This is a genomic window from Streptomyces sichuanensis (assembly GCF_020328095.1).
GTDB classification, from domain to species: Bacteria; Actinomycetota; Actinomycetes; order Streptomycetales; family Streptomycetaceae; genus Streptomyces; species Streptomyces cinnamoneus.
This window is the reverse complement of sequence record NZ_JAIXMK010000018.1, coordinates 78,540-101,169: the sequence shown is the minus strand read 5'-3', so window position 1 is coordinate 101,169 and position 22,630 is coordinate 78,540. Positions and strand designations below refer to the sequence as shown.

Below are 22,630 nucleotides of genomic sequence, written 5' to 3'. Positions count from 1 at the left end.
GCTGTCGCCCCTCGTCGTCGTTCGGTAGATCTGCGTAGAGCCAACGCCTACTCGGGCAGTCGCAGTTCCAGGTCGGGTCGCCGGTCGACGCCGGCACGGCTCATCCCGGCCAGCAGCTCGGCCACCGCGCCGCGCCCCGGGACAACGGCCTCCGGCTCCACGTCGTACCACGGCACGAGCACGAAGGCGCGCTCATGGGCACGCGGGTGCGGCAGCGTCAGCCCGGGATCGTCGGAGACGACGTCCTGGTACGTGACGATGTCGACGTCCAGGGTGCGCGCACCCCAGCGCTCCTCGCGCACCCGCTCGAACGCCTCCTCGATGGCGTGCCCGCGCTCCAGGAGCGAATCCGGCGGCAGCGTCGTCTTCACCAGCACCACCGCGTTGAAGTACGACGGCTGGCTGCCCGGCTCGACGCCCCACGGCTCGGTCTCGTACACCGGCGACACGGCCTTGACCCGCAGGCCGGGCGTGTCCTCCAGCGCGTCGATCGCACCCTGCAGGATCTCCAGGCGGTTGCCCAGGTTGCTGCCGATCGAGATCACGGCGCGCTTGGGATTGCTCAACGTCACATCGGCGGCGTCCACCCGCTCCACCACGGAGGCGGGCACCGGCTGCACGGTCGGGTCGCTGCTGCTCATACTCGGCTCCGGGTAATAGTGATCGTCACGTCGTCGAAGGGAACGGTGATCGGGGCGTCCGGCTTGTGCACGACGACCTCCACCTCCCGCACCGGCTCGTGCTTGAGGCACTGCTGGGCGATCCGCTCGGCCAGCGTCTCGATGAGGTCGACCGGCTCGCCCTGGACGATGCCGACGACCTCCTCCGCCACGATGCCGTAGTGCACGGTCTTCGCGAGGTCGTCATCGGCCGCGGCAGGCCGGGTGTCCAGGCTCAGCACCAGGTCCACGACGAAGGTCTGCCCCTCCTCGCGCTCCCGGGGAAACACCCCGTGGTGCCCGCGAGCCTTCAAGCCGCGCAGCGCGACACGATCCACCCGAATCACTCCTGCTGGTCGTCGGTAAGGGCCGGTGTGGGAGCGCACCGGCCACCGCCGGCTCCGCACCCGTCCCTGCCTTCGGCCGGGTAGCCCACCTTCGAATCTACCTGCGGGCACCGACAGCGCCCGTCCGCGGGTGCCCGGCGGCCCCCGCCGCGCTTACCCGAAGATCCCGTCCCCCACCCCTACCCGAACGGCAAGCAGCTCGAACGAGTGGCCACTTGCCCCCACACTGACGCGGGGCACCTGCCCTGCGGCGACGTGACGACCGTCACGCCGTCGGCTCGGCCGAGTCGTCCTCGTCCTCCTCGTCCCGGCCGGCGAGCACCGGGGAGCCGTGGTGCGACCACACCTTCCACTCGTCGCCCGCCCGCCGGAAGACGTTGGTGGCCACGACCAGCTGGCCCACCAGCGGCCCCAGCTCGCCCTCGTTCTCGGCCGGGGCCCCGCTGAGGATGTTCTCCGTGCAGGTCACCATCGCCGTGTCCCCCGCGACCGACACCTCCACGTCGGTGAGGAAGAACTGGATGTAGTCCGTGCTCGCCATGATCAGCGCGTACGAGCGCAGGACCTCGCTGCGCCCCCGCAGCACCGGCCATCCGGGGTGGACGCAGGAGACCTCGGTGTCCGGCGCGTTCAGCCAGAGCCGGTCCATGGCCGCCGTGTCGCCGCGCTCGACCGCCTCGTACAGGGCGGTGTTCGCCAGCTCCACCCGCTCGCTGTCCGTACGGGCGCCGCTCACACCGCCCCCTCCGCACCGGCCGCGCTCGCCGCATCGCCCACCGCCCGTACGACCCGGACCGCGTCCGCGCTCGCCCGCACCTCGTGCACCCGCACCGCCCACGCTCCCTCCCGTGCTGCCAGCGTCGATACCGCGGCCGTCGCCGCGTCCCGCTCACGGGCCGGCGGCGGGTCGCCCTCGGGTCCCGCCAGGACCCGGCCCAGGAACCGCTTGCGGGAGGCGGCCACCAGCAGCGGCAGGTCCAGCTCCCGGCGGAAGCGGCCCAGCCCGGCCACCAGGGCCAGGTCGTGCTCGGCGTTCTTGGCGAAGCCCAGGCCGGGGTCGACCACGAGCCGGTCCGGGTCGATGCCGCCGTCGACCACCGCGTCCACCCGCTGCCGCAGCTCGGCGAGCACCTCGCCGGTCACATCGGGCCCGTAGACCGCCCGGCTGTTCATGTCGGCGCTGAAGCCGCGCCAGTGCATCACCACGAACGGCACCCCGGCCGCCGCCACCACCGGCACCATCGCCGGGTCGGCGAGCCCGCCGCTCACGTCGTTGACCAGCGCCGCACCCGCCTCGACGGCGGCCTCGGCGACCGAGGCGCGCATGGTGTCCACCGACACCACCACGCCCTCGCCCGCCAGCTCGCGGACCACCGGCACCACCCGGCGCAGCTCCTCGTCCTCGTCGACCCGGGAGGCGCCCGGACGGGTGGACTCCCCGCCCACGTCGACCAGGTCGGCCCCGGCGGCGACGAGCTCCAGGCCCCGCTTGACGGCCAGGGCGGTATCGAACCAGTGCCCGCCGTCCGAGAACGAATCGGGGGTGACGTTGACCACGCCCATCACCGCACAGCGGCCCCACTCGGGCAGTCCGACCGGCCCCACACGGCCGCGCGACGTACTCATACGGTCCAGCCTAGGGCGTACGGCCGACCGGGCACCGCACCGCACGGGGGCCGCGAAGGCCGAAGCCCTCCCCGGACGGTGTCCGGGGAGGGCTTCGCAAGGGGCGGGCGTGCGGCGCGTGCCGCGCGCGTCAGGCCGCGCGGGTGACCTCGCTCTGCGCGGGCGCGTCGTCCTCGTCGTGCGGGCACGGCTTGGGCTCGGCCGGGCGGCGGCGCAGCAGGCGCGGCAGCTCCAGGAAGCCCTCCGCCTGCATCATCGCGAAGCCGATGCGGGGCAGGTCGCGGCTGGTCGGGAAGACGATGAAGCGCGGCTCCCAGCGCGGCCGGAACTTCTCGTTGAACTTGTACAGCGACTCGATCTGGAACCAGCGCGAGAGGAAGAGCAGCAGTCCGCGCCAGCCGCGCAGCACCGGGCCGGCGCCCAGGCGCTCGCCGCGCTCCAGGGCCGAGCGGAACATCGCGAAGTTCAGCGAGACGTGCTTGATCTTCAGGTCGGGCGCGGCCTGCAGGGAGGCGACGATGAGCAGCTCGTTCATGCCCGGGTCGGCGCTGCGGTCGCGGCGCATCAGCTCCAGCGACATGCCGTCCTTGCCCCACGGCACGAAGTGCTGCATGGCCTTGAGGTCGCCGAACGGGCCGGCTTCCTCCCCCTCCTCGGGGGCCTTGTGGGCGGTGGCGATGACGGCGTCGAGGTCCTTGGGGTCGCCGATGCGGCCCAGCGCCATGGAGAAGCCGCGCTCGGTCTCGGTGTCGCGCCAGGCGTTGGCCGCCTCCTGGACGACGGCGAGCTCCTCGGGGCTCAGGTCGCCGACGCGGCGCACCTGGGTGGTGTAGCCGTTGCGCTCGATGCGCTTGACCATCTGGCGGACGTTGCGCATGGAACGACCGGTGAGGGTGAAGTCGGCCACGTCGACGATGGCCTCGTCGCCCATCTCCAGCGCGTCGAGCCCGGTCTCGCGGGTCCAGACCTCGCCGCCGGTCTCGCTGCAGCCGTTGACGGCCGGGGTCCAGGAGTGGCGCTTGGCGAGCTCCATGAACTTCTCGATGGCGCCGGGCCACGCCTCGACGTCGCCGATGGGGTCACCGCTGGCGAGCATCACGCCGGAGACCACGCGGTAGGTGACGGCCGCCTTGCCGGAGGGCGAGAAGACGACGCTCTTGTCGCGGCGCAGCGCGAAGTGACCGAGGGAGTCGCGGGCACCGTGCTTGGCGAGCAGCTCGCGCAGCCGGTCCTCGTCCTCCTCGGTGAGGACGGCGGCCGGGTGCTCGGGGCGGAAGGCCAGGTAGGCGGTGGTGGCGACGGTCAGCAGACCGAGGGCACCCAGGGAGTAGCCGACGGTGTAGTCGACGCCGCCGGTGTAGCGGATCGATCCCTCGAAGCCGAAGAGGCCCCAGAGGACGTGCTCGATCTGCTCCAGCACCGGCGGGTCGCCGACCATCTGCTTGGGGTGCGAGCCGACGATCACCCAGCCGAGGGCGAAGCTGACGCCGCCCAGCAGGATGAAGTTGGCCACCGCCTTCCAGCGGCTGCGCGGGTCGGGCAGGGCGGCGAAGGCGCTCTTGTGCTTGAGCAGGTAGGCGAAGAGCAGCAGCGAGAGCACGGTGCCGACGCGGGAGTGCTGGTAGATCAGCTGTGCCGCGGCGCCGAGCGGGAGCAGGACCACGGCGGCCAGCCAGGCCCGCCGCTTGGCGCGCTTGAGTCCGTGGGACAGCATCAGCAGCAGGATGCCGATGATGATGGAGCCGGCCGCGGCCAGCTGCGTCACCGTGCCGGGCAACACCTCGGTGAGGGCGTGGACCTTGCTCCAGCGGTAACGGGGGATGACCCCGGCCGCGATGTCCGCGAGACCGATGAGGGCCCCGACCGTGCCGACGACGGCAGGCACGCGCTCGGGCTTGGGGCCCTTCGCGATACGTGCAAGTACCGACAGCCACTTCGGCCTCTGAGGAACCTCGTCGGACTTTTTGCCATCTACCCTGACAGACATCTCTTCCCGTCGTCCTGTCGAGTGGGCCTGCGCCATTTGGCAGCAGCACCCGTGCAATGTGCGCCCTGTAGGACGACGGTTTCGGGGTTGAGGTTCCGCGGGGGGCCGAGCCCGGAAAGAAGTAACCATTCCGCGACTCGGCGCCGGGTCGCTCGGCAGAAAGCACCTCATGGGTCTCACCAGCATGGCAGTACTGCTGATTGCCATCGTGGCTGCGGTAGTGCTCTTCGCATTGACGATCTGGCTCTGGCCTCGCCTGGGCAAGAAGGGCATCGGCTCGGTCCTTGCCCGGGTCGGGATGATGCTGGCCACGCAGCTGTCGCTGTTCGCCGCCATCGGCCTGTGGGCGAACCAGTCCTTCGGCTTCTACGGTTCCTGGGCCGACCTCTTCGGCCAGGTGAAGAACGAGGGCGTCGTCGTCGACCACAGTGCGGGCGCCAAGCGGGTGCAGGTCATGAGCGCCCAGGCGGTCAAGGTCCCCCGCGGTGACGTGCCGCGCGTCGGCGGCAAGATAGAAAAGATCAACATCGTCGGCGTCGAGTCGAAGATCAGCAGCCCGGCGTACGTCTACCTGCCGCCGGAGTACTTCCAGCCGCAGTACGCGAACAAGACCTTTCCGGCCTCCGTCGCCCTGACCGGCTACCCGGGCACCGCCGAGGCCCTGATCAAGGGCCTGGACTACCCGGTCCGCGCGCACAAGCTGGCCAAGGAAAAGAAGATGCAGCCCACCATCCTCGTGATGATGCGGCCCACCGTCGCCCCGCCGCGCGACACCGAGTGCATCGACATACCCAACGGCCCCCAGACCGAGACCTTCTTCACCAAGGACCTGCGCAAGGCCATCTCGGAGCACTACCGCGTCGGCACCAAGGCCGCGAACTGGGGCATCATCGGCGACTCCACCGGCGGCTACTGCGCCCTGAAGTTCGCCATGCGCCACCCGGACTCGTACTCCGCCGCCGCCTCCCTGTCCGGCTACTACAAGGCCCCGCAGGACGCGACCACCGGTTCCCTCTTCGGCGGCAGCAAGAAGCTGGAGCAGGACAACGACCTGCTGTGGCGCCTGAAGAACAAGGACCTCCCGCCGGTCTCCCTGCTGGTGACCACCAGCAAGAAGGGCGAGCACAACTACAAGGACACCCTGAAGTTCATCGACATGGCGTCGAAGTCCCCGACCCGGGTCTCCTCGATCATCCTGGAGAGCGGCGGCCACAACTTCAACACCTGGCGCCGCGAGCTGAACCCCACCCTGAAGTGGATGGGCAGCCGCCTCAGCGCGTGACCGCGCCGCAGCGGCAGAACCGAGGGCCCGCCATGAGCGGGCCCTTTTCCGTTCCTCCGTGCGCTCCCGGCTAGCGGGCGGCCATGATCAGGCTCATGGCCTCGGCGCGCGTCGCGGGGTCGCGCAGCTGGCCGCGGACCGCCGAGGTGAGCGTCTTCGCGCCGGGCTTGCGGATGCCGCGCATGGACATGCACATGTGCTCGCACTCGATCACGACGACGACACCGCGCGGCTCCAGGATCTCCATGAGGGAATCCGCTATCTGCGTGGTGAGCCGCTCCTGGACCTGCGGCCGGCGGGCGTAGACGTCCACCAGACGGGCCAGCTTCGACAGGCCCGTGATCTTGCCGGTGGTGGCGGGGATGTAGCCGACGTGCGCCACACCGTGGAAGGGCACGAGGTGGTGCTCGCAGGTGCTGTACACCTCGATGTCCCGGACCAGCACCATCTCGTCGTGCCCGAGGTCGAAGGTGGTGGTCAGGACGTCCACCGGCTCCTGACGGAGACCGGCGAATATCTCCTTGTACGCCCGCGCCACCCGGGCGGGGGTCTCCCGGAGGCCCTCCCGGTCCGGGTCCTCGCCCACCGCGATCAGAAGTTCCCGTACGGCGTTCTCGGCCCGCTTCTCGTCGAACTCGCCGATGGTGCCCTCGGCGTCCAGCGTCACCGGGTCGGTCATGGGCTTGCCTCGTTCTCTCGGTTCTCTGGTACGTGCGCGCCAGTGCGGCCGTCGGGGGCGCGCATATGCGCGATGCCGCGCCCCCAAGGCTAAAACCTGGGGAACGCGGCATCCATTCCGGGCCCGGTCCGGGACCGGATCGCACGGTGAAGGGATCAGCTCTCCGGCGTACCGGAGCTGTCCTTCGGGAGGTCGACGTTGTCGACCGTGTTCACGCCGTTGTTGCCGGCCGGGGCGAGCTCCTTGGGGGAGAGCACCGGCGGGCGGGTGGAGGGGGTGCGGCGCGAGGAACCGGTCCACGCCGGGCGGGCCGGGCGCTTCACGATGTGCTTGAAGATCTCGGCGATCTCCTCCTTGTTCAGCGTCTCCTTCTCCAGGAGCGCCAGAACCAGGTTGTCGAGCACGTCGCGGTTCTCGACGAGGATCTCCCACGCCTCGTTGTGCGCGGTCTCGATGAGCTTCTTGACCTCTTCGTCGACCAGCGCGGCGACCTCTTCGGAGTAGTCCCGCTGGTGCGCCATCTCGCGGCCCAGGAAGGGCTCGGAGTTGTCGGAGCCGAACTTGATCGCGCCGAGGCGCTCGGTCATGCCGTACTGCGTGACCATCGCGCGGGCCGTGGCGGTGGCCTTCTCGATGTCGTTCGCGGCACCCGTGGTCGGGTCGTGGAAGACGAGCTCCTCCGCCGCGCGTCCGCCCAGCATGTAGGCCAGCTGGTCGAGCATCTCGTTGCGGGTGGTGGAGTACTTGTCCTCGTCGGGAAGGACCATGGTGTAGCCGAGCGCGCGGCCCCGGGACAGGATCGTGATCTTGTGGACCGGGTCGGAGTTCGGGGAGGCCGCCGCGACCAGGGCGTGTCCGCCCTCGTGGTACGCGGTGATCTTCTTCTCCTTGTCGCTCATGATCCGGGTCCGCTTCTGCGGGCCGGCCACGACGCGGTCGATCGCCTCGTCCAGCATGTGGTTGTCGATCAGCTTGCGGTCGCTGCGGGCCGTCAGCAGGGCGGCCTCGTTCAGGACGTTCGACAGATCGGCACCGGTGAAGCCGGGGGTCCGGCGGGCGACGGCCGCGAGGTCGACGTCCGGGGCGACCGGCTTGCCCTTCTGGTGGACCTTGAGGATCTCCAGACGGCCCTGCATGTCCGGACGGTCGACGGCGATCTGCCGGTCGAAGCGGCCCGGGCGCAGCAGCGCCGGGTCGAGGATGTCCGGGCGGTTGGTGGCGGCGATCAGGATGACGCCGCCCTTGACGTCGAAGCCGTCCATCTCGACGAGCAGCTGGTTGAGCGTCTGCTCGCGCTCGTCGTGGCCACCGCCGAGGCCCGCACCGCGGTGCCGGCCGACGGCGTCGATCTCGTCGACGAAGACGATGGCAGGGGCGTTGGCCTTGGCCTGCTCGAACAGGTCACGGACCCGGGAGGCACCCACACCGACGAACATCTCGACGAAGTCGGAGCCGGAGATCGAGTAGAACGGCACGCCCGCCTCGCCGGCGACGGCGCGCGCGAGCAGCGTCTTGCCCGTACCGGGCGGGCCGTAGAGCAGCACGCCCTTGGGGATCTTGGCGCCGACGGCCTGGAACTTCGCGGGCTCCTGGAGGAACTCCTTGATCTCGTGGAGCTCCTCGACGGCCTCGTCGGAGCCGGCCACGTCGGCGAAGGTCGTCTTCGGGGTGTCCTTGGTGATCAGCTTGGCCTTGGACTTCCCGAAGTTCATGACCCGGGAGCCGCCGCCCTGCATCTGGTTCATCAGGAACAGGAAGACCACGACGATCAGTACGAAGGGCAGCAGCGAGAGCAGGACCCCGACCAGGGGGTTCTGCTTCGACGTCGAGACGTTGTAGCCCTCGGGCAGCGTCTTGGGGTCGTCGTCATCGGCCTTGGCCTGCAGATCCTTGGAGATCTCCACGCCCTGGTCGCCGATGTAGTTGGCCTGGACCTTGCTGGAGCCCTTGATCTTCTGGCCGTTGATCAGCTCGACCTTGATCTTGTTCTCGTCGCCGGTCGTCAGCTCGGCCGACTTCACCAGGTTCTTGTCGATCGCATGCACGACCTGACTGGTGTCCACCGACTTGTAGCCGCCGGACGAGCCGACGACCTGCATCAACACGACCACGGCGAGGACGGCCAGCACGATCCACATGACCGGCCCACGGAAGTAGCGCTTCACGTCCATCCATACGGGGCGCGAGCGCCCCGTCCCTCCTGCCACAGTGAGGCACGGTCACCCCGGAATGAGGTGCCTGTGCGTGCGGTGTCCTGCTCGACCTTGAAAGCTTGAGTTGAAAGCTTGAAAAGACTGACCTTCGGACGGTACCCCAGCATTGTCACCCGACGCCGCCGCGGACGGTCAATAAACCCGCCCTCTCCTGCTCCAACGGCGGGAAACCGGGTGTGGTTCCCGCGCGCCGGAGTGTCCCGCGGGGACCCGGTCCGGGGACCGGGCCGGGGCTCAGCCGCCGTAGACGTGCGGGGCGAGCGTGCCCACGAAGGGCAGATTGCGGTACTTCTCCGCAAAATCGAGACCATAACCGACGACGAACTCGTTGGGAATGTCGAAACCGACCCACTTCACGTCGATCGCGACCTTCGCCGCCTCCGGCTTGCGCAGCAGCGTCACGACATTGAGCGACGCCGGCTCGCGGGAGCCGAGGTTCGACAGCAGCCACGACAGGGTGAGGCCGGAGTCGATGATGTCCTCGACGATCAGGACGTGCTTGCCCTTGATGTCGGTGTCGAGGTCCTTGAGGATTCGCACCACACCGGAGGACTGGGTGCCCGCGCCGTAGGAGGACACGGCCATCCAGTCCATGGTGACGGGGGTGGACAGCGCGCGCGCCAGGTCCGCCATCACCATCACGGCGCCCTTGAGGACACCGACGATGAGCAGGTCCTTGCCCGCGTACTCCGCGTCGATCTTCGCGGCCAGCTCGGCCAGCTTCGCGTCGATCTCTTCCTTGGTGATGAGCACCGACTTCAGGTCGGTGCCCATGTCCTTCTCGTCCACCCGCGCCACTCTCGCTCGTTCAAGACTCGTCCGGCCTACGGGGCGCGCTCGCCCCGTTCGAATCAGCCCTGCCGGAGAACCAGTCTGCCACCCTGCCTGCGAACCGCGACGCGCCCGGGGAGGTTGATGGCGCCCTGACCCCGCCAGCCGGTGATCAGCCGGTCGACTTCTTCGAGGTGCCGGGCGAAGAGCGAACCGGCCGGGCAGCCCGCCGCGATGGCCGCGCGGCGCAGCACGCGGCGGCGGACGGCGGGCGGCAGGGCGTAGAGCTTCGCGACTTCGAGGTCGCCGGAGTCGTCGCGGACGGACGTCTCGACGGCGGCGGCCCAGGAGTCGAGCGCGTCGGCGTCGTCGCGGGAGAGCTGGGCCGTGCGGGCGAGGGCCTCGACGACGCCCTTGCCGAGGGCCTTCTCCAGGACGGGGAGGGCCTCGTGGCGGACCCGGGAGCGGGTGTAGGCCGGGTCGGCGTTGTGCGGGTCGTCCCAGACGGGCAGCGACTGGACCATGCACGCCTTGCGGGCGGTCTGCCGGTCCAGGCCGAGGAAGGGCCGGCGGTAGCGGCCGCCGACGCCGGAGGCGGTGGCCATCCCGGAGAGCGAGCGGATGCCGGAGCCGCGGGCGAGACCCAGCAGAACCGTCTCCGCCTGGTCGTCGCGGGTGTGGCCGAGCAGGATGGCGACGGCGCCGTGGCGCTCGGCGACGGCGTCCAGCGCGGCGTAGCGGGCGTCGCGGGCGGCGGCTTCGGGACCGCCCTCCCGGCCGACGTCGACGCGGACGGCCTCGACGGGGTCCAGGTCGAAGGCGGTGAGGCGGCTGACGACCTCGGCGGCCCGGAGGTCGGAGCCCGGCTGCAGGCCGTGGTCGACGGTGACGCCGCCGGCGCGGATGCCGAGCCGGGGGGCCTCGAAGGCGAGGGCGGAGGCCAGCGCCATGGAGTCGGCGCCGCCGGAGCAGGCGACGAGGACGAGCGGCGCCCGGCCGGGCGCGGAGGAGGACGCCGCACCGGGCACGGCGACGGACGCCGGGGAGACGGGGGGGTGCAGGGTGAGGACGTCGTGGAGTACGCGGCGGACCGCCAGGCGTATCGCCGCGACCGCGGGGTGTGGACCCATGTCCGTGTGTCCAATCGTTCCAGTCGGAGGGCTGTTTGGGAGAGGGCCGTAGCCGTGCGACTTCGAGCCTCAGTCACGCTGTGTGCGTCGATGGTGACAGAGACGAGCCATTACCCGAGCATCGCACGCCCACCCTTGGCAAACGGTCCCTCGGACGGGTGATTACGGGAGCGTTCTTCCGGTACGGGGAGTGACGGGCTCACCCACCGGTCCGCCCGTGCACCCGGGCGACCCAGTCCGCCGGTTTGGCGATCTCGGCCTTGGTGGGGAGCGTGTTCGGCGACGTCCAGACCCGGTTGAAGCCCTCCATGCCGACCTCGTCGACGACCGCCCGTACGAACCGCTCGCCATCACGGTACTGCCGCAGCTTGGCGTCCAGGCCCAGCAGCTTGCGCAGGGCCGCGTCCAGCCGTCCGGCACCGCTGGCCCGCCGCTTCTGGAACTTCTCCCGGATCTCGGCCACGCTCGGCACGACCTGCGGACCGACCCCGTCCATCACGTAGTCCGCATGGCCCTCCAGCAGGGACATCACGGCCGTCAGGCGCCCGAGGACCTCGCGCTGGGCGGGCGTCTGCACCAGGTCGACGATGCTGCGGCCCTCCCCCTCCGGCGGCCTGCCGCCGGCCAGCGCCTGGGCTGCCTCCCGCACCCGCTCCAGCAGGGTGGCGGGGTCGACCTCCGTCTCGCTGAGGAAGGTCTGGATCTCGCCCTCGACGTGGTCGCGCAGCCAGGGGACCGCCGTGAACTGGGTGCGGTGCGTCTCCTCGTGCAGGCACACCCACATCCGGAAGTCGTGCGGGTCGACCTCCAGCTCCCGCTCCACGTGGACGATGTTGGGGGCGACGAGCAGCAGCCGCCCGCCCGCGGCGGCCCCCGGCAGATCGCGGGTCACGGGCGCGAACGTCTCGTACTGCCCGAGCACGCGGGAGGCCAGGAACGACAGGAGCATGCCGAGCTCGACGCCGGTCACCTTGCCGCCCACGGCGCCCAGCACCGCGCCGCCGGGCGCGTTCCCCCGCCGGTCCTGCATCTTCGCCAGCAGCGGGCCGAGCAGCGCCCGGAAGCCCGCCACGTTCGCCTTGATCCAGCCCGCACGGTCCACGACCAGTACGGGCGTGTCGGCGGCCGGGTCCCCGGCCGGCGGCGCCATCCGCGTGAACGCCCGTACGTGCTCCTCCGACGAGCGCGCGTGCCGCCGCAGTTCGGCGACCACCTCGCGCGCCTCGTCCCGGCTGACCTCCGGGCCCGGCCGTACGAGCCGGGTCGCGGTCGCCACCGCGAGCTTCCAGTCGACCATCTCCGCACCACCGACGCTCGTCATGACTTCACCGTACGTGCTGCGCGGCGGTTGGGGAGAGGGGTTGCCGGGCCCGGGAGCGGGCCCGGCGGGGCTCAGTCGGTGGTCGCCGCGACCGCCGAGGCGAGGCGGTCCAGGGCCTGCTGGGCACCGTCCGGCGAGGAGGTGCCCGACGCCAGGAACGCGAACGCCAGCAGCCGTCCGGACGGCGTCACGGCCGTCCCGGCGAGGGTGTTCACGCCGGTCAGCGTGCCCGTCTTGGCGCGGACCGTCGCCCGGCCCACCGTCTCGCGCGGGTAGCGCTGGCGCAGCGTGCCGGTGAAGCCGGCCACCGGCAGCCCGGTCAGCACCGGGCGCAGCCGCGGGGCGGCCGGGTCGGCCGTGCGGGCCAGCAGCCGGGCGAGGAATTCCGCGGTCGCCTGGTCGGCGCGGTCCAGGCCGCTGCCGTCGGCGATGCGCACCCCGGCCATCGGCAGCCCCAGCGCCGCCAGCCGGTCCGTCACGGCCTTCCCGGCGCCCTCGAAGCTCGCCGGCTGCCCGGACGCGAGGGCCGTCTGCCGCGCCAGCGCCTCCGCGATGTCGTTGTCGCTGTTGGTGAGCGCGCGCTCGACGAGGTCGGCCAGCGGTGCGGAGGAGACCGCGGCGAGGCGGGCGGCGCCGGGGGCCGCCCGGCCCTCGGCCGGCTCGCCCTCGACCTCCACGCCGCGCTCCTGCAGCAGCGCGGCGAACCGGCGCGCCGCGTCGGCGGCCGGCTCGGCGCTGCGGTCCGCGGGCCCGCGGTCGGAGTCGTCCAGCCGCCCCTCGTCGACCATGAGGGCGCTGACGGGCGCGATGTTCTCGTTCGGCCCGATCACGTGCTGTGCGGGGCCGGTGTAGCGCGAGGCGTCGTAGGCGAGCCGGGTCCGCCGGCCCCCGGCCGCCTTCAGGGCGCGCGCGGTGGCGTCCGCCAGCTCCGTGAGGCTCGCGAAGCGCGGTCCGCCGCCGGCCGCCGGGCGGGCGGTGAGCGTCGGGTCGCCGCCGCCGACCAGCACGATGCCGTCGCCCGACCGGACCACCGTCGTCTCGATGCGGTGCTCGGGCCCCAGCGCGGCCAGGGCCGCGGCGGCCGTGGCCGCCTTGATGGTGGAGGCGGGGGTGTACGGGGCGTCCTGCGCGGCGCCGTAGAGCGGCTCTCCCGTGGCCACGTCGACGACGGACGCCGAACGGTCCGGCCCGAGCGCAGGGTCCTGCAGGAGCGGCTCCAGCGCCGCGGTGAGGCCCTCGCGGGTACCGGGCCGGCCGGCGCGCAGCGCGCCCAGCACCGGCGGGGCGGCGGCCGGCGCCCGGCCGGCGGCGCCGGGACGACCCTGGTCACCGGCTCGGGCCGCGGCAGCGGCGACGGCCCGTTCGGCCTTACGCTGACCTCCGTCCCAGGGGCCGGCGGCCGTCACGGCTCCGGTCGCGACCACGACACCGGCCACGGCGGACGCGGCGGCGAACCGCATGGTCCGCCGCTGCGCGGGGGGAACGTCCTGCCACCGCCTGACCTGCCAGCGTCCGGACTCCGGCACCACGGACCAGCCCCTTTCGCCACCACACACCTGCGTGGGGGACACTTAATCACCAGACGTATGTGTTGATCATGAAGGAGCCACCCGTGGAGTTCGACGTCACCATCGAGATCCCGAAGGGTTCGCGGAACAAGTACGAGGTGGACCACGAGACCGGTCGCATCCGTCTGGACCGCCGTCTCTTCACCTCGACCAGCTACCCGGCCGACTACGGCTTCGTCGAGAACACCCTCGGCGAGGACGGTGACCCGCTGGACGCCATGGTCATTCTGGACGAGCCGACCTTCCCCGGCTGCCTCATCAAGTGCCGCGCCATCGGCATGTTCCGCATGACGGACGAGGCCGGCGGCGACGACAAGCTGCTGTGCGTCCCGGCGAACGACCCCCGCGTGGAGCACCTGCGCGACATCCACCACGTGTCGGAGTTCGACCGCCTGGAGATCCAGCACTTCTTCGAGGTCTACAAGGACCTGGAGCCGGGCAAGTCCGTCGAGGGTGCCGACTGGGTCGGCCGCGCCGAGGCCGAGGCCGAGATCGAGGCGTCGTACAAGCGCCTGGAGGCCGCGGGCGGCTCGCACCACTGAGCCCTGCCGCTCACCCGGACGCGCGGTCGTCGTACGAGCTGAACCCCTCTACGACTAGAAGCCGCGCGTCCGCTTCGCTGCCCGGCGCGCCGCCGCGCCGGGCACCGTGAGGAACATCCGGGACATCTCGGACCCGAGATTCACTCCGATGGCGATCGCCAGGGCCAGGGCCGCCGCCTTGGTGAGGCTGGAGATGCCGGTGTTCAGCTCGTTCTTGGCGAAGTTCAGCAGCGCGAAGTAGACCGCACTACCGGGCAGCAGCGGCCCGATCGCCGCCGTGACGTACGGCAGCGCCGAGGTGTGGTGATACCGCGCGAGCAGCTGCCCGAAGAGGCCCACGACCCCCGCGGCGACGGCCGTGGCCGGTACCGGGTCGACCTTCATCGTGTCGGCGAACGCCCCGTAGATCACCCAGGCGACCCCTCCGTTGAGCGTGGCCACCCACACGGTGTGACGTTCCTGCTGCAGCAGCACCGCGAAGGCGAAGGCCAGCAGCATGGCCGCCACGATCTGGATGACGGGCCGCTCCCGGTGCTGCAGCGCCGCCTCCGGATTGAGCGTCCTGCCGCCGATGTGGACGCCGCCGTAGAGGACGACGAGCACGCCGCACACGATCCCGACGATGAGGTAGCCGACCTCCAGCAGCCGGGCCGCCGCCGTGATGTAGAAGCCGGTCAGGCCGTCCTGCACGCCCGCCACCAGGGCCCGCCCGGGGATCAGCGCGAAGAGCCCACCGGTGATCACCGCCGACGCCTGGACGTGCGCGGGGGTGGCGCTCAGCGCCACGCCCATCGCCGCGGGCGGCAGGGCCGCGGCCACGAACTGGTAGAACTCCGGCAGCCCGCGCCCCGCCGCCAGCCACGCCAGCCGGTCGCCGAGCATCGCCCCGACGGCCGCCGCGAGGAAGACGACGAGACCACCGCCCACGAGCATGCTGGCCGCGCCGGCGAGCAGCCCGGACGCCGCCGTGAGGCCCCAGCCGGGGTAGGGGTGGCGGTTGCGCCGTATCTCGGCCAGCCGGCGGTACGCCTCCTCCAGGGTCAGGCCCTGCGTGGCGATGTCGTGGACGAGCCGGTAGACGGCGTTGAGCCGGGTGTAGTCGGTGCCGCGCCGCCGCACGGTGCGGTGGGCGGTGACCGGGTCGTCGACGAGGGACGGCTGGTAGCTGACGGTCAGCAGAGTGAACGTGACGGTCGGCTCGCAGCGGGCGAGCCCGTAGGCGTGCGCGACGCCGAACATGGCCGCCTCGACGTCCTCGGCCCCCTCTCCGCCCGCGAGCAGCAGCTCGCCGATGCGCAGCGTCAGGTCCAGGACGCGCGGTACGGCCGGCCCGGCCTCCTCCTCCTGCTTCTCCAGGCGCTCGGGCACCGGCCGCTCGCCGACCGGCATGCGCAGCATGGTGCGCATGCGGTCCTGCCAGGGAGCGGCCTCCTTGACGAGGCTGACCTTGGGTATGCCGTACGGCGGGGTGAAGGCGGGGTACGAGGCGCCGCCGGGCGGCGCGAAGGCCGACCCCTCGGGCGCTTCCCCCGCCTCGGCCGTCACGCCGCTGGGCAGGGCGAACTCGGAGGTGGGGTGCTCTTCCTCGGGCGCCGGCGGCAGGGGCACGCCCAGGGGCGGGGTGAAGGCGCTGTGCGCCTCGTCGGAGTGCGGCTTGCGGTCCTCGGCGGGCGGGTCGGGATCCGGGTCGCCGCCCGGACTCGCCGTTCCGCTGCCCCGCTGCCGTTCCACCACCACGTACTCCTCGGTGCGCCCTCCTGTTACGGCCAGGATGCCTGCCGGGCGAGGGGCCCGCGCACTGGGGGCGGGAAATACGGAGCGACAGGCTCCTTAACGGCTCTCCCGTGTGCCGTTAAGGCCGTCAATGCCGCGAATGCGGTGGGGTGGCGGTGCCAGCGACAGTGGGCGTCAGCGCCGCGGTGCGTGGCCGCCCTGGCCGGGCTGCCCGTCGTCGTAGCCGTGGTGGCCGCGGTGGCCGTAGCCGCCGTCGCCGTAGCCGCCCTCGTCGTAGCCACTCTGGCCGTAGGCATCGTCGTAGCCGCCCTGGGCCTGGTACTGGCCCTGAGCCTGGTACTGGCCTTGCTGCTGCCCCTGGTACTGACCCTGACCCTGGTACTGGCCTTGGTACTGACCCTGTTGCTGGCCCTGCTCCTGGTAGTGGTGACCCTGGTACTGGCCCTGCTGCTGGCCGTAGCCGCCGCCGTAACCGGCCTGGCCGCCGCCCTGGGCCGCGTAGCCGCCCTGGGCCGCGTAGCCGCCCTGCTGCTGGCCGTAGCCGCCCTGCTGGCCGTAGCCACCCTGGTGGCCGCCGCCGTAGCCGGCCTGGCCGCCCTGGCCCGCGTAGCCACCACCCTGGCCCGCGTAGCCGCCCTGGCCCGCGTACCCACCCTGGTTGCCGTAGCCGCCCTGGTGGCCATAGCCCCCGTGGCCGCCCTGGTCCTGGCCGTAACCGCCCTGACCGCCACCCTGGCCCTGGCCGTAGCCGTTCTGGCCACCGGGACGCGGAGCGGACGGGGCCTGCGGGGTGTACGGGGCGTGCGGGGTGAAGGGGGCCTGCGGGGCCGCCGGACGGGCCTCGTCGGCCTCGTCCTCGACCTCGGCCTCGGCCTGCAGGCCGGCCTTCTTGGCCTTGGAACGGGCCCGCAGGAACTCGATGGCGATCGGCACGACCGAGATCAGCACGATCGCGACGAGCATCGCCTCGATGTTCTTGTGGACGAACTCGACCTTGCCGAGCGACGCGCCCAGCAGCGTCACGCCGCCGCCCCACAGGGCGCCGCCGATGATGTTGAAGGTGAGGAACGAGCGGTAGTTCATCCCGCTCACGCCGGCGATGATCGGCGTGAACGTACGGATCACCGGCACGAAACGGGCCAGGACCAGCGATTTCGGACCGTACTTCTCGAAGAACTCGTGCGCCTTCTCGACGTTCTCCTGCTTGAACAGCCGGGAGTCCGGACGCCGGAAGAGCGCGGGACCCACCTTCCGCCCGAAGAGGTAACCGGCCTGGTCACCAAGGACCGCCGCGAGGATCACCAGTCCGCACACCGCCCACAGCGGGTAGTCCAGGCTGCCGGTGGTGACCAGCAGACCGGTCGTGAACAGCAGCGAGTCGCCCGGCAGGAAGAAGCCGATGAGCAGGCCCGACTCGGCGAAGACGATGGCCAGGACACCCCACAGGCCGAACTGGCCGATCAGGTAGTCCGAGTTCAGCCACTGGGGGCCGAGCGCGAGGGTGGTCGGGGTCACGGGTGACAGGCTCCTGGGTCGAGGGCGCCGGCTCGTTGCGAGGCCCGGGCACAGGCGGGAGGAGGTGATGCGCCGCCCCAAGCTATCAACGCCACCGCGGCCCCCCGGGTTCCATGCGGGCACCCGCCGTCCCCACGGACCGCAGATGATCATGTACCCGGACGGCGCAACCCCACCGCCCTGGGGTGCGTCACGGACAACAACCGGCAAAACTGCACAGACGGAGGTGGATGCGATGGGCATCGAGGAGTTCGGCGGCGGTCAGCACGAAAAGTCCGATGTGCTCGTGGTCACGACCAACGATGTTCCCGGATACCGCGTGGAGCGCGTGATCGGCGAGGTCTTCGGCCTCACCGTCCGCTCGCGCCACATCGGCAGCCAGATCGGCGCGGGCCTGAAGTCCCTGGTCGGCGGCGAGCTCAAGGGCCTGACCAAGACGCTGGTCGAGACCCGCAACCAGGCCATGGAGCGCCTCATCCAGCAGGCCAAGGCGCGCGGCGCCAACGCCGTCCTCATGTTCCGCTTCGACGTCACGGAGGCCGCCGACGTCGGCACCGAGGTCTGCGCGTACGGCACGGCAGTGGTGATCACCCCGCAGGCGTGACGCCACCGCCGGGGCGACCACCACGCGGTCGCCCCGGCCGCCCCGGTCAGCTGTTGCGGACGGCGTTCGCGAGGATCGCGTCCCGCAGGTACGAGGCCATGCCGGGCCGGATGGCCTCGTACGTGGCGGTGAAGCGCTCGTCCGCCACGTACATCTCGCCCAGCCCGGTGTGCATCTCGTACGAGCAGGCGTAGTAGTGCTCCCCGATCTGCCGACGGTGCTCCTCGGCGAGATCCATGGCCTCCTCGGACTCCGGCGCCGCCCCCGACTCCATCAGCGCGGCGATCCGCGCGTTCAGCCCGTCGGCCCGCTCCTTGATCCGCAGCCAGTCCTCCTTGGTGTACGAGGACGTACGGCGCTTCGACTCCGCGTAGGCGTCGGTGCCGCCCCACCGCTGCTCGGCCTCCGCCGCGTGCGCGTCGGGGTCGAAGTCCCCGAAGACCTCGAACTTCTCCTCGGGCGTGAGAGAAATGCCCATCTTGCGTGCCTCCATGGCGTGCTCGACGGCGGCGGCCATGCGCTGGAGCCGTCCGATCCGTTCCGCCAGCAGCTCGTGCTGCCGCAGCAGGTGCGCCATCGGATCGGCGCCGGGATCGTCCAGCAGGACCGCCACCTCGTCGAGCGGAAACCCGAGCTCCCGGTAGAACAGGACCTGCTGCAGCCGGTCGAGGTCCACGTCCTCGTACCGCCGGTGCCCGGCATGGCTGCGCCCGGACGGCACGAGCAGACCGATCTCGTCGTAATGGTGCAGCGTCCGCACGGTGACCCCGGCGACCGCCGCCACCTGTCCCACGGAGTGACTCACGTCTCCGCTCCCTTCTGTGTGCACGCTCCACGGTGGGGGCTCACGCGGCGTGAGGTGCAAGTCCGGGGCGCACCGGAAAAACGGTCCGCCCTCACCCGGCCGGGTGGCGCTACGGTCGAGTGCGAGAAACCCGTCCACGACCTCGCCCACGATCCGGTCCATGGGAGCAGTGATGGCCGCAGAAGCCAGGTATCAGCAACCGCAGCGGGCCACGCCGGAGAACTGGATGTACCCGCCGGCCGACGGCTGGACGTACGACCAGGTGAAGGAACTGGTCCTGCCGTTCGACTGGGAACTGGTGGATGGGGCGATCGTGGTACGCGGCATGGCGAATCAGTGGCACGACGACGTGCGCGACGGGCTGCTGGTCGCCCTGCGACTGGCCAACCGGCCCCCCTACCGCGTCAACTCGGAACGCTGCGTCCTCGTCGACGAGGCCAACCCGGCGAAGCCCGACGTCATCGTCTTCGACACCCGTGATCTCGACCGGCGGAGCATGGAATGCGTCCCCGTCGAACGCGTGATCCTCGCTGTCGAGGTCGTGTCCAAGGGGTCGCGCACCGACGACCGATTCCGCAAGCCGGGGATGTACGCCGACGCGGGCATCAGCTACTTCTGGCGTGTCGAACGAGGCGACGACGACATTCCGGTGGTGCACGAGTTCTGGCTGCACCCGGAGGCAGGCGTCTACGCCCCGAGCCCCGACCGCCCCACCCACGTCGGGATCCTCAAGACCGACGTGCCTTTCCCCGTCGAGATCGATCTCGGGAGTCTGATCGAGGTCTAGGGCCTGTCCAAGGGGATCGTGGCCCGTGCCACGCTCCCCTCCAGGCATCTGTGCAACCCTCGACGGGCGTTTTCACGCCAATGCGGAAGGAGACCCTCCCTGTGTGTTTCACGGCATGTGCCGCCATCACTCCGGGAGGTCCGCCATCAACCGCATCCGACGTACCGTCGCCGCAGCCGTCACCGGCATTCTGCTGTCCATCGGGAGCGTGGCCGTCGCCACTCCGGCCCACGCGGACAGTGAGCTCGCGAAGCTGCTCTGTGCGGCCTTCCGGACCGGCTACGCCAAGACACAGCCGCAGGCATGCGAAGAGCTGGAGTGACACCGCCCTCGCGCGTTCGGGCGGTCCCGTGAGGGAATGTCGCACGACCGGGCCCGTCGGCCGGAAGCCGTCCGGCCCGGGACGATACCGTCCCTGGGCCGCCGCGAGCGGCCCGGGGACTGCCTGCGGGCCGCGTACGCGGATGGCCAGTGCTCAGCGGCTCGCCGGGAGCGCCAACTCGCACCAGACCGTTTTCCCGATGCCGTGCGGGCGGGGGCAGAAGCCCCATCTGTCCGCGAGAGCGGCCACGAGCCTCAGACCGCGGCCGGCCTCGTCGTAGGCCGACGGCCGACAGCGGCGAGGGATGCCGTCGCCCGCGTCCGAGACCTCGATGCGGAGCGTTCCGTCGGTCACGACGCACAGGGCGTGGATCTCACGGCCGGGTGACACGCGCGCGTGCTTGCTCGCGTTCGTCATCAGCTCGCTGAGGAGCAGCACGGCGGTCTCGACGGTCTCGCCGTCGACCGCCTCCCATGCGCGCGCCTGTTCGCGCAGCAGTCGGCGGGAGAGCGCCACGTTGCGGGGGTGGCGGGTGAAGCGCCACCAGACGTACGAGGGCAGGGTGTCGAGTCGCACGGCAGTCATCGGTGTCCTTGGGGCACGGGCGTCGCTCGGGAGCGGGGAGTTTTCGGCGTTCAAGGCTCAAAGAGTGCTGTTGCGGGAGCAGAATCGGCAGTATCGACCTGGGTACGGGGCCCTGCCGTCCCTGGCATGGGCTCGGGAAGGGGCAGCGCGGTGTCGACCGAGAGCTCACAACCGCCGATGGCCTGGCGCTATTGCGGCAACCAGATCAAGCTCTGGCGCACGCAGGCGTGCGTGAGTCGGGAGCAGTTGGCGCAAGAGGCCAATTACGGATACGAGAGCCTCAAGTCCATGGAGCAGGGTCGGCGACGGCCCAGCCTGCGGCTGCTGCAGGTCGCGGACGAGATGTGCGGCGCCAACGGGTTGCTGCTGGCAGCGCGGGACTATCTGCAGCCGGAGCGGGTGCCTTCGCATGTGCGGGAGTTCTTGGACATCGAGGCCGAGGCCATCGCCTTGTCCGCGTACAGCCCCCTCCTCATTCCCGGTCTGCTGCAGACCGAGGAGTATGCAAGAGCCCTGATGAGCAACCACTGGCCGCCCGTCGATGAAGAAACACTTGAAGAACGGGTGGCAGCCCGAATGAGTCGACAGGAGAAGCTGACCAGCAGGCCAGCCACGCTGCTCACATGCATGCTGTACGAGGCCGCACTACGTTCCAGTGTCGGCGGATCAGATGTTATGCAGCGCCAGTTGGGACACTTGCTCGACGCGGGGAAGCTACGCAACGTCTCCCTTCACGTCCTCCCTGCCGATCGGTGCGCCCGCGCCCACCTCAACGGGTCGCTCCTGCTGTTGGAGACAGCCCGGCACGAGCACTATGCGTACGTGGAGGGCCATAGCACTCACGTACTGCACACAGACGCGGAGACCGTCAGCGACCTCGTCAAGACCTACGGAATGATCAGCAGGCAGGCCCTGAACTCTGAGGAATCGGCACGTTTCATTGACAAGGTAAGGGCATGGCTATGAGCTACGAGCCGACATGGTTCAAGTCCAGCTACAGCGACAGCTCCATCGGGGACTGCGTCGAAGTCGCCACCCCTCAAGCAATGGTCCACATCCGGGACTCGAAGCTCGGGTCGGCGGACGACCATCCCCGAATAACCATCTCGCCCGCCAGCTGGGCGGCCTTCACTGCCGAGCTTCGGGGGTCGGGGGTCGAGCGACCTCTGTAAGGAATGGGTGGTGGGTCTGAACCCACCCACCCTCCCAACTCGCCCGTAAGCACACGCGGATGACTTTCCGCAACCGAGTCGCCACGGCACGCGATGACGCGCTAGCGTGCGCAGCAACAAATCAACCCCCGCCGGTGCGCCAACACCGAAACGGGGGTCTGACCACCAAGATCGCCGATCCCGTTAGGACGATCCCGTGGCTGACGCCAACATTAGCTCTGCCCCGCCCATGGCCGCACCGGGCTACGGAAAACGAACCGCACCCGGCCAGGCGCCGCGCAGGCCCGGAACGTTCGCACATCTGCCTGCCCGCGAGGCGTACATCGCCTCGTACCTCGACCGTCTCCCCGAGGGCGCGGCAATGGACGTGAAGACGCTGGCCAAGGAGCTGCCGTACGGCCAGCAGGCCCTCCGGACGGCCCTGAACGCCCTGTCGCAGGCGGGCCACCTGCGGCGCGTGCGCGAACCGGTCAGTGAGGACCGTACGCAGTGGGTGTTCCGCACGTACTTCTCACGGACGGCGCGCGACGACGCGTGGTGGTCGCGCTTCCTGACCGGCGACATCACGCCGGAGCAGGAGGCGGCGGCAGCGCCGTCCCCCGCCCGCTCGGAGGCGTACGACGCACTGGCGGCGCTGGGCCGGGCGGATGCCCGCCTGGCGCTGTCGGCGGCGGACTGTGCGGAGTTGGAGCCGCTGGCGGCGGAGTGGCTGAGCCGGGGCGCGTCCAGAGCGGAGCTGATCCGCACGCTCACGGCGGGGTTGCCGCCGGACGTCCACTCACCGGCGGCGCTCACGCGCACGCGGTTGATGGTGAAGATGCCACCGGAACGGGTGATGCCGACGGGCAGCCGCTTGATGGAGTGCACGTCCTGTCGTGTGCCGGGGCGGCCGGAGGCCCTCTCGGGTGGCCTGTGCCGGGCGTGTCACGGGGACCATGAGGCGGCGTCCGGGTTGCCGCAGGTCGACGTGCGGGACCGGGC

General features: G+C 70.9%; 23 protein-coding genes. 7 read left to right on the top strand and 16 right to left on the bottom strand.

The window, feature by feature from the left end:
- Positions 1-47: 47 nt before the first annotated feature.
- The 5 genes from folK to LE181_RS09080 all read right to left on the bottom strand — a co-directional run bounded on the left by folK (position 48) and on the right by LE181_RS09080 (position 4,619).
- Positions 48-641: a 2-amino-4-hydroxy-6-hydroxymethyldihydropteridine diphosphokinase gene (folK, locus tag LE181_RS09100; protein ID WP_225660693.1), complete on the bottom strand. Its 594-nt coding sequence runs from the start codon at positions 639-641 to the stop codon at positions 48-50.
- Complete coding sequence (folB, locus tag LE181_RS09095) at positions 638-997, bottom strand: dihydroneopterin aldolase (protein WP_225660692.1); 360 nt, start codon at positions 995-997, stop codon at positions 638-640. The genes folK and folB overlap by 4 nt, the downstream gene beginning before the upstream one ends.
- A gap of 274 nt (positions 998-1,271) precedes the next feature.
- Positions 1,272-1,742, bottom strand: a complete 471-nt coding sequence (locus LE181_RS09090) for a nuclear transport factor 2 family protein (protein WP_225660691.1) — start codon at positions 1,740-1,742, stop codon at positions 1,272-1,274.
- Positions 1,739-2,632: a dihydropteroate synthase gene (gene folP / locus LE181_RS09085; RefSeq protein ID WP_225660690.1), complete on the bottom strand. Its 894-nt coding sequence runs from the start codon at positions 2,630-2,632 to the stop codon at positions 1,739-1,741. The genes LE181_RS09090 and folP overlap by 4 nt, the downstream gene beginning before the upstream one ends.
- 130 nt (positions 2,633-2,762) lie before the next feature.
- On the bottom strand, positions 2,763-4,619 hold the full coding sequence (locus tag LE181_RS09080; protein WP_225660689.1) for a phosphatidylglycerol lysyltransferase domain-containing protein: 1,857 nt from the start codon (positions 4,617-4,619) through the stop codon (positions 2,763-2,765).
- 169 nt (positions 4,620-4,788) lie between these two features.
- On the opposite strand from LE181_RS09080, the gene LE181_RS09075 reads away from it, so the two are divergent.
- Entirely contained in the window at positions 4,789-5,901 is a 1,113-nt protein-coding gene (locus tag LE181_RS09075; protein WP_225660688.1) for an alpha/beta hydrolase, read from the top strand.
- Between the two features lie 70 nt (positions 5,902-5,971).
- Here the strand turns inward: LE181_RS09075 and folE are convergent, their stop codons facing one another.
- From folE to dacB, 6 genes are all read right to left on the bottom strand, one after another.
- The gene (gene folE / locus LE181_RS09070; protein ID WP_225660687.1) at positions 5,972-6,580 is read right to left on the bottom strand and encodes a GTP cyclohydrolase I FolE; all 609 of its coding nucleotides are present in this window, start codon (positions 6,578-6,580) and stop codon (positions 5,972-5,974) included.
- Positions 6,581-6,735: 155 nt separating this feature from the next.
- On the bottom strand, positions 6,736-8,751 hold the full coding sequence (ftsH, locus tag LE181_RS09065; protein ID WP_225660686.1) for an ATP-dependent zinc metalloprotease FtsH: 2,016 nt from the start codon (positions 8,749-8,751) through the stop codon (positions 6,736-6,738).
- Positions 8,752-9,027: 276 nt separating this feature from the next.
- A complete protein-coding gene (gene hpt / locus LE181_RS09060; RefSeq protein ID WP_185942466.1) occupies positions 9,028-9,567 on the bottom strand; it encodes a hypoxanthine phosphoribosyltransferase in 540 nt (179 codons plus the stop codon).
- A gap of 77 nt (positions 9,568-9,644) precedes the next feature.
- Positions 9,645-10,694, bottom strand: a complete 1,050-nt coding sequence (tilS, locus tag LE181_RS09055) for a tRNA lysidine(34) synthetase TilS (protein WP_225660685.1) — start codon at positions 10,692-10,694, stop codon at positions 9,645-9,647.
- A 199-nt stretch (positions 10,695-10,893) separates the two neighbouring features.
- Positions 10,894-12,015, bottom strand: coding sequence for an Rv3626c family coenzyme F420 biosynthesis-associated protein (locus tag LE181_RS09050; protein ID WP_225660684.1), 1,122 nt, complete (start codon positions 12,013-12,015; stop codon positions 10,894-10,896).
- Between the two features lie 71 nt (positions 12,016-12,086).
- The gene (dacB, locus tag LE181_RS09045; RefSeq protein WP_372458293.1) at positions 12,087-13,544 is read right to left on the bottom strand and encodes a D-alanyl-D-alanine carboxypeptidase/D-alanyl-D-alanine endopeptidase; all 1,458 of its coding nucleotides are present in this window, start codon (positions 13,542-13,544) and stop codon (positions 12,087-12,089) included.
- Positions 13,545-13,627: 83 nt separating this feature from the next.
- Here dacB and LE181_RS09040 point away from each other — a divergent pair, with 83 nt between their 5' ends.
- On the top strand, positions 13,628-14,125 hold the full coding sequence (locus tag LE181_RS09040) for an inorganic diphosphatase (RefSeq protein ID WP_071962293.1): 498 nt from the start codon (positions 13,628-13,630) through the stop codon (positions 14,123-14,125).
- Between the two features lie 54 nt (positions 14,126-14,179).
- Here LE181_RS09040 and LE181_RS09035 read toward each other — a convergent pair whose 3' ends face one another.
- Both LE181_RS09035 and LE181_RS09030 read right to left on the bottom strand, forming a co-directional pair.
- Positions 14,180-15,859 (bottom strand): threonine/serine exporter family protein, encoded by a 1,680-nt coding sequence (locus LE181_RS09035; RefSeq protein WP_372458292.1) that lies wholly within the window; start codon positions 15,857-15,859, stop codon positions 14,180-14,182.
- Between the two features lie 174 nt (positions 15,860-16,033).
- Entirely contained in the window at positions 16,034-17,374 is a 1,341-nt protein-coding gene (locus tag LE181_RS09030) for a DedA family protein (protein WP_225660682.1), read from the bottom strand.
- A 235-nt stretch (positions 17,375-17,609) separates the two neighbouring features.
- Here LE181_RS09030 and LE181_RS09025 point away from each other — a divergent pair, with 235 nt between their 5' ends.
- On the top strand, positions 17,610-17,978 hold the full coding sequence (locus tag LE181_RS09025) for a YbjQ family protein (RefSeq protein WP_225660681.1): 369 nt from the start codon (positions 17,610-17,612) through the stop codon (positions 17,976-17,978).
- Positions 17,979-18,024: 46 nt separating this feature from the next.
- On the opposite strand, the gene LE181_RS09020 is transcribed toward LE181_RS09025, so the two are convergent.
- Positions 18,025-18,783 (bottom strand): MerR family transcriptional regulator, encoded by a 759-nt coding sequence (locus LE181_RS09020; RefSeq protein ID WP_225660680.1) that lies wholly within the window; start codon positions 18,781-18,783, stop codon positions 18,025-18,027.
- A gap of 160 nt (positions 18,784-18,943) precedes the next feature.
- Here LE181_RS09020 and LE181_RS09015 point away from each other — a divergent pair, with 160 nt between their 5' ends.
- Both LE181_RS09015 and LE181_RS09010 read left to right on the top strand, forming a co-directional pair.
- Positions 18,944-19,570: a Uma2 family endonuclease gene (locus LE181_RS09015; protein WP_225660679.1), complete on the top strand. Its 627-nt coding sequence runs from the start codon at positions 18,944-18,946 to the stop codon at positions 19,568-19,570.
- 115 nt (positions 19,571-19,685) lie between these two features.
- Complete coding sequence (locus tag LE181_RS09010) at positions 19,686-19,892, top strand: hypothetical protein (protein WP_225660678.1); 207 nt, start codon at positions 19,686-19,688, stop codon at positions 19,890-19,892.
- A gap of 153 nt (positions 19,893-20,045) precedes the next feature.
- On the opposite strand, the gene LE181_RS09005 is transcribed toward LE181_RS09010, so the two are convergent.
- Positions 20,046-20,477: an ATP-binding protein gene (locus LE181_RS09005; RefSeq protein ID WP_225660677.1), complete on the bottom strand. Its 432-nt coding sequence runs from the start codon at positions 20,475-20,477 to the stop codon at positions 20,046-20,048.
- 150 nt (positions 20,478-20,627) lie between these two features.
- On the opposite strand from LE181_RS09005, the gene LE181_RS09000 reads away from it, so the two are divergent.
- Both LE181_RS09000 and LE181_RS08995 read left to right on the top strand, forming a co-directional pair.
- Complete coding sequence (locus LE181_RS09000; protein WP_225660676.1) at positions 20,628-21,443, top strand: helix-turn-helix domain-containing protein; 816 nt, start codon at positions 20,628-20,630, stop codon at positions 21,441-21,443.
- Positions 21,434-21,649, top strand: coding sequence for a DUF397 domain-containing protein (locus LE181_RS08995; protein WP_225660675.1), 216 nt, complete (start codon positions 21,434-21,436; stop codon positions 21,647-21,649). Before LE181_RS09000 ends, LE181_RS08995 begins: the two co-directional genes overlap by 10 nt.
- 243 nt (positions 21,650-21,892) lie before the next feature.
- Here LE181_RS08995 and LE181_RS08990 read toward each other — a convergent pair whose 3' ends face one another.
- Positions 21,893-22,516: a hypothetical protein gene (locus tag LE181_RS08990; RefSeq protein ID WP_225660674.1), complete on the bottom strand. Its 624-nt coding sequence runs from the start codon at positions 22,514-22,516 to the stop codon at positions 21,893-21,895.
- Between the last annotated feature and the right edge of the window lie 114 nt (positions 22,517-22,630).

Bases quoted from the DNA above. Each gene is read 5' to 3' on its own strand.
- ftsH (WP_225660686.1), bottom strand. From the start codon at position 8,751: ATGGACGTGAAGCGCTACTTCCGTGGGCCGGTCATGTGGATCGTGCTG.
- LE181_RS09005 (WP_225660677.1), bottom strand. From the start codon at position 20,477: ATGACTGCCGTGCGACTCGACACCCTGCCCTCGTACGTCTGGTGGCGC.
- LE181_RS09015 (WP_225660679.1), top strand. From the start codon at position 18,944: ATGGGAGCAGTGATGGCCGCAGAAGCCAGGTATCAGCAACCGCAGCGG.
- hpt (WP_185942466.1), bottom strand. From the start codon at position 9,567: ATGGGCACCGACCTGAAGTCGGTGCTCATCACCAAGGAAGAGATCGAC.
- LE181_RS09010 (WP_225660678.1), top strand. From the start codon at position 19,686: ATGTGCCGCCATCACTCCGGGAGGTCCGCCATCAACCGCATCCGACGT.
- tilS (WP_225660685.1), bottom strand. From the start codon at position 10,694: ATGGGTCCACACCCCGCGGTCGCGGCGATACGCCTGGCGGTCCGCCGC.
- LE181_RS09075 (WP_225660688.1), top strand. From the start codon at position 4,789: ATGGGTCTCACCAGCATGGCAGTACTGCTGATTGCCATCGTGGCTGCG.
- LE181_RS09050 (WP_225660684.1), bottom strand. From the start codon at position 12,015: ATGACGAGCGTCGGTGGTGCGGAGATGGTCGACTGGAAGCTCGCGGTG.
- folK (WP_225660693.1), bottom strand. From the start codon at position 641: ATGAGCAGCAGCGACCCGACCGTGCAGCCGGTGCCCGCCTCCGTGGTG.
- folP (WP_225660690.1), bottom strand. From the start codon at position 2,632: ATGAGTACGTCGCGCGGCCGTGTGGGGCCGGTCGGACTGCCCGAGTGG.
- LE181_RS09080 (WP_225660689.1), bottom strand. From the start codon at position 4,619: ATGTCTGTCAGGGTAGATGGCAAAAAGTCCGACGAGGTTCCTCAGAGG.
- LE181_RS08995 (WP_225660675.1), top strand. From the start codon at position 21,434: ATGGCTATGAGCTACGAGCCGACATGGTTCAAGTCCAGCTACAGCGAC.
- folE (WP_225660687.1), bottom strand. From the start codon at position 6,580: ATGACCGACCCGGTGACGCTGGACGCCGAGGGCACCATCGGCGAGTTC.
- LE181_RS09025 (WP_225660681.1), top strand. From the start codon at position 17,610: ATGGGCATCGAGGAGTTCGGCGGCGGTCAGCACGAAAAGTCCGATGTG.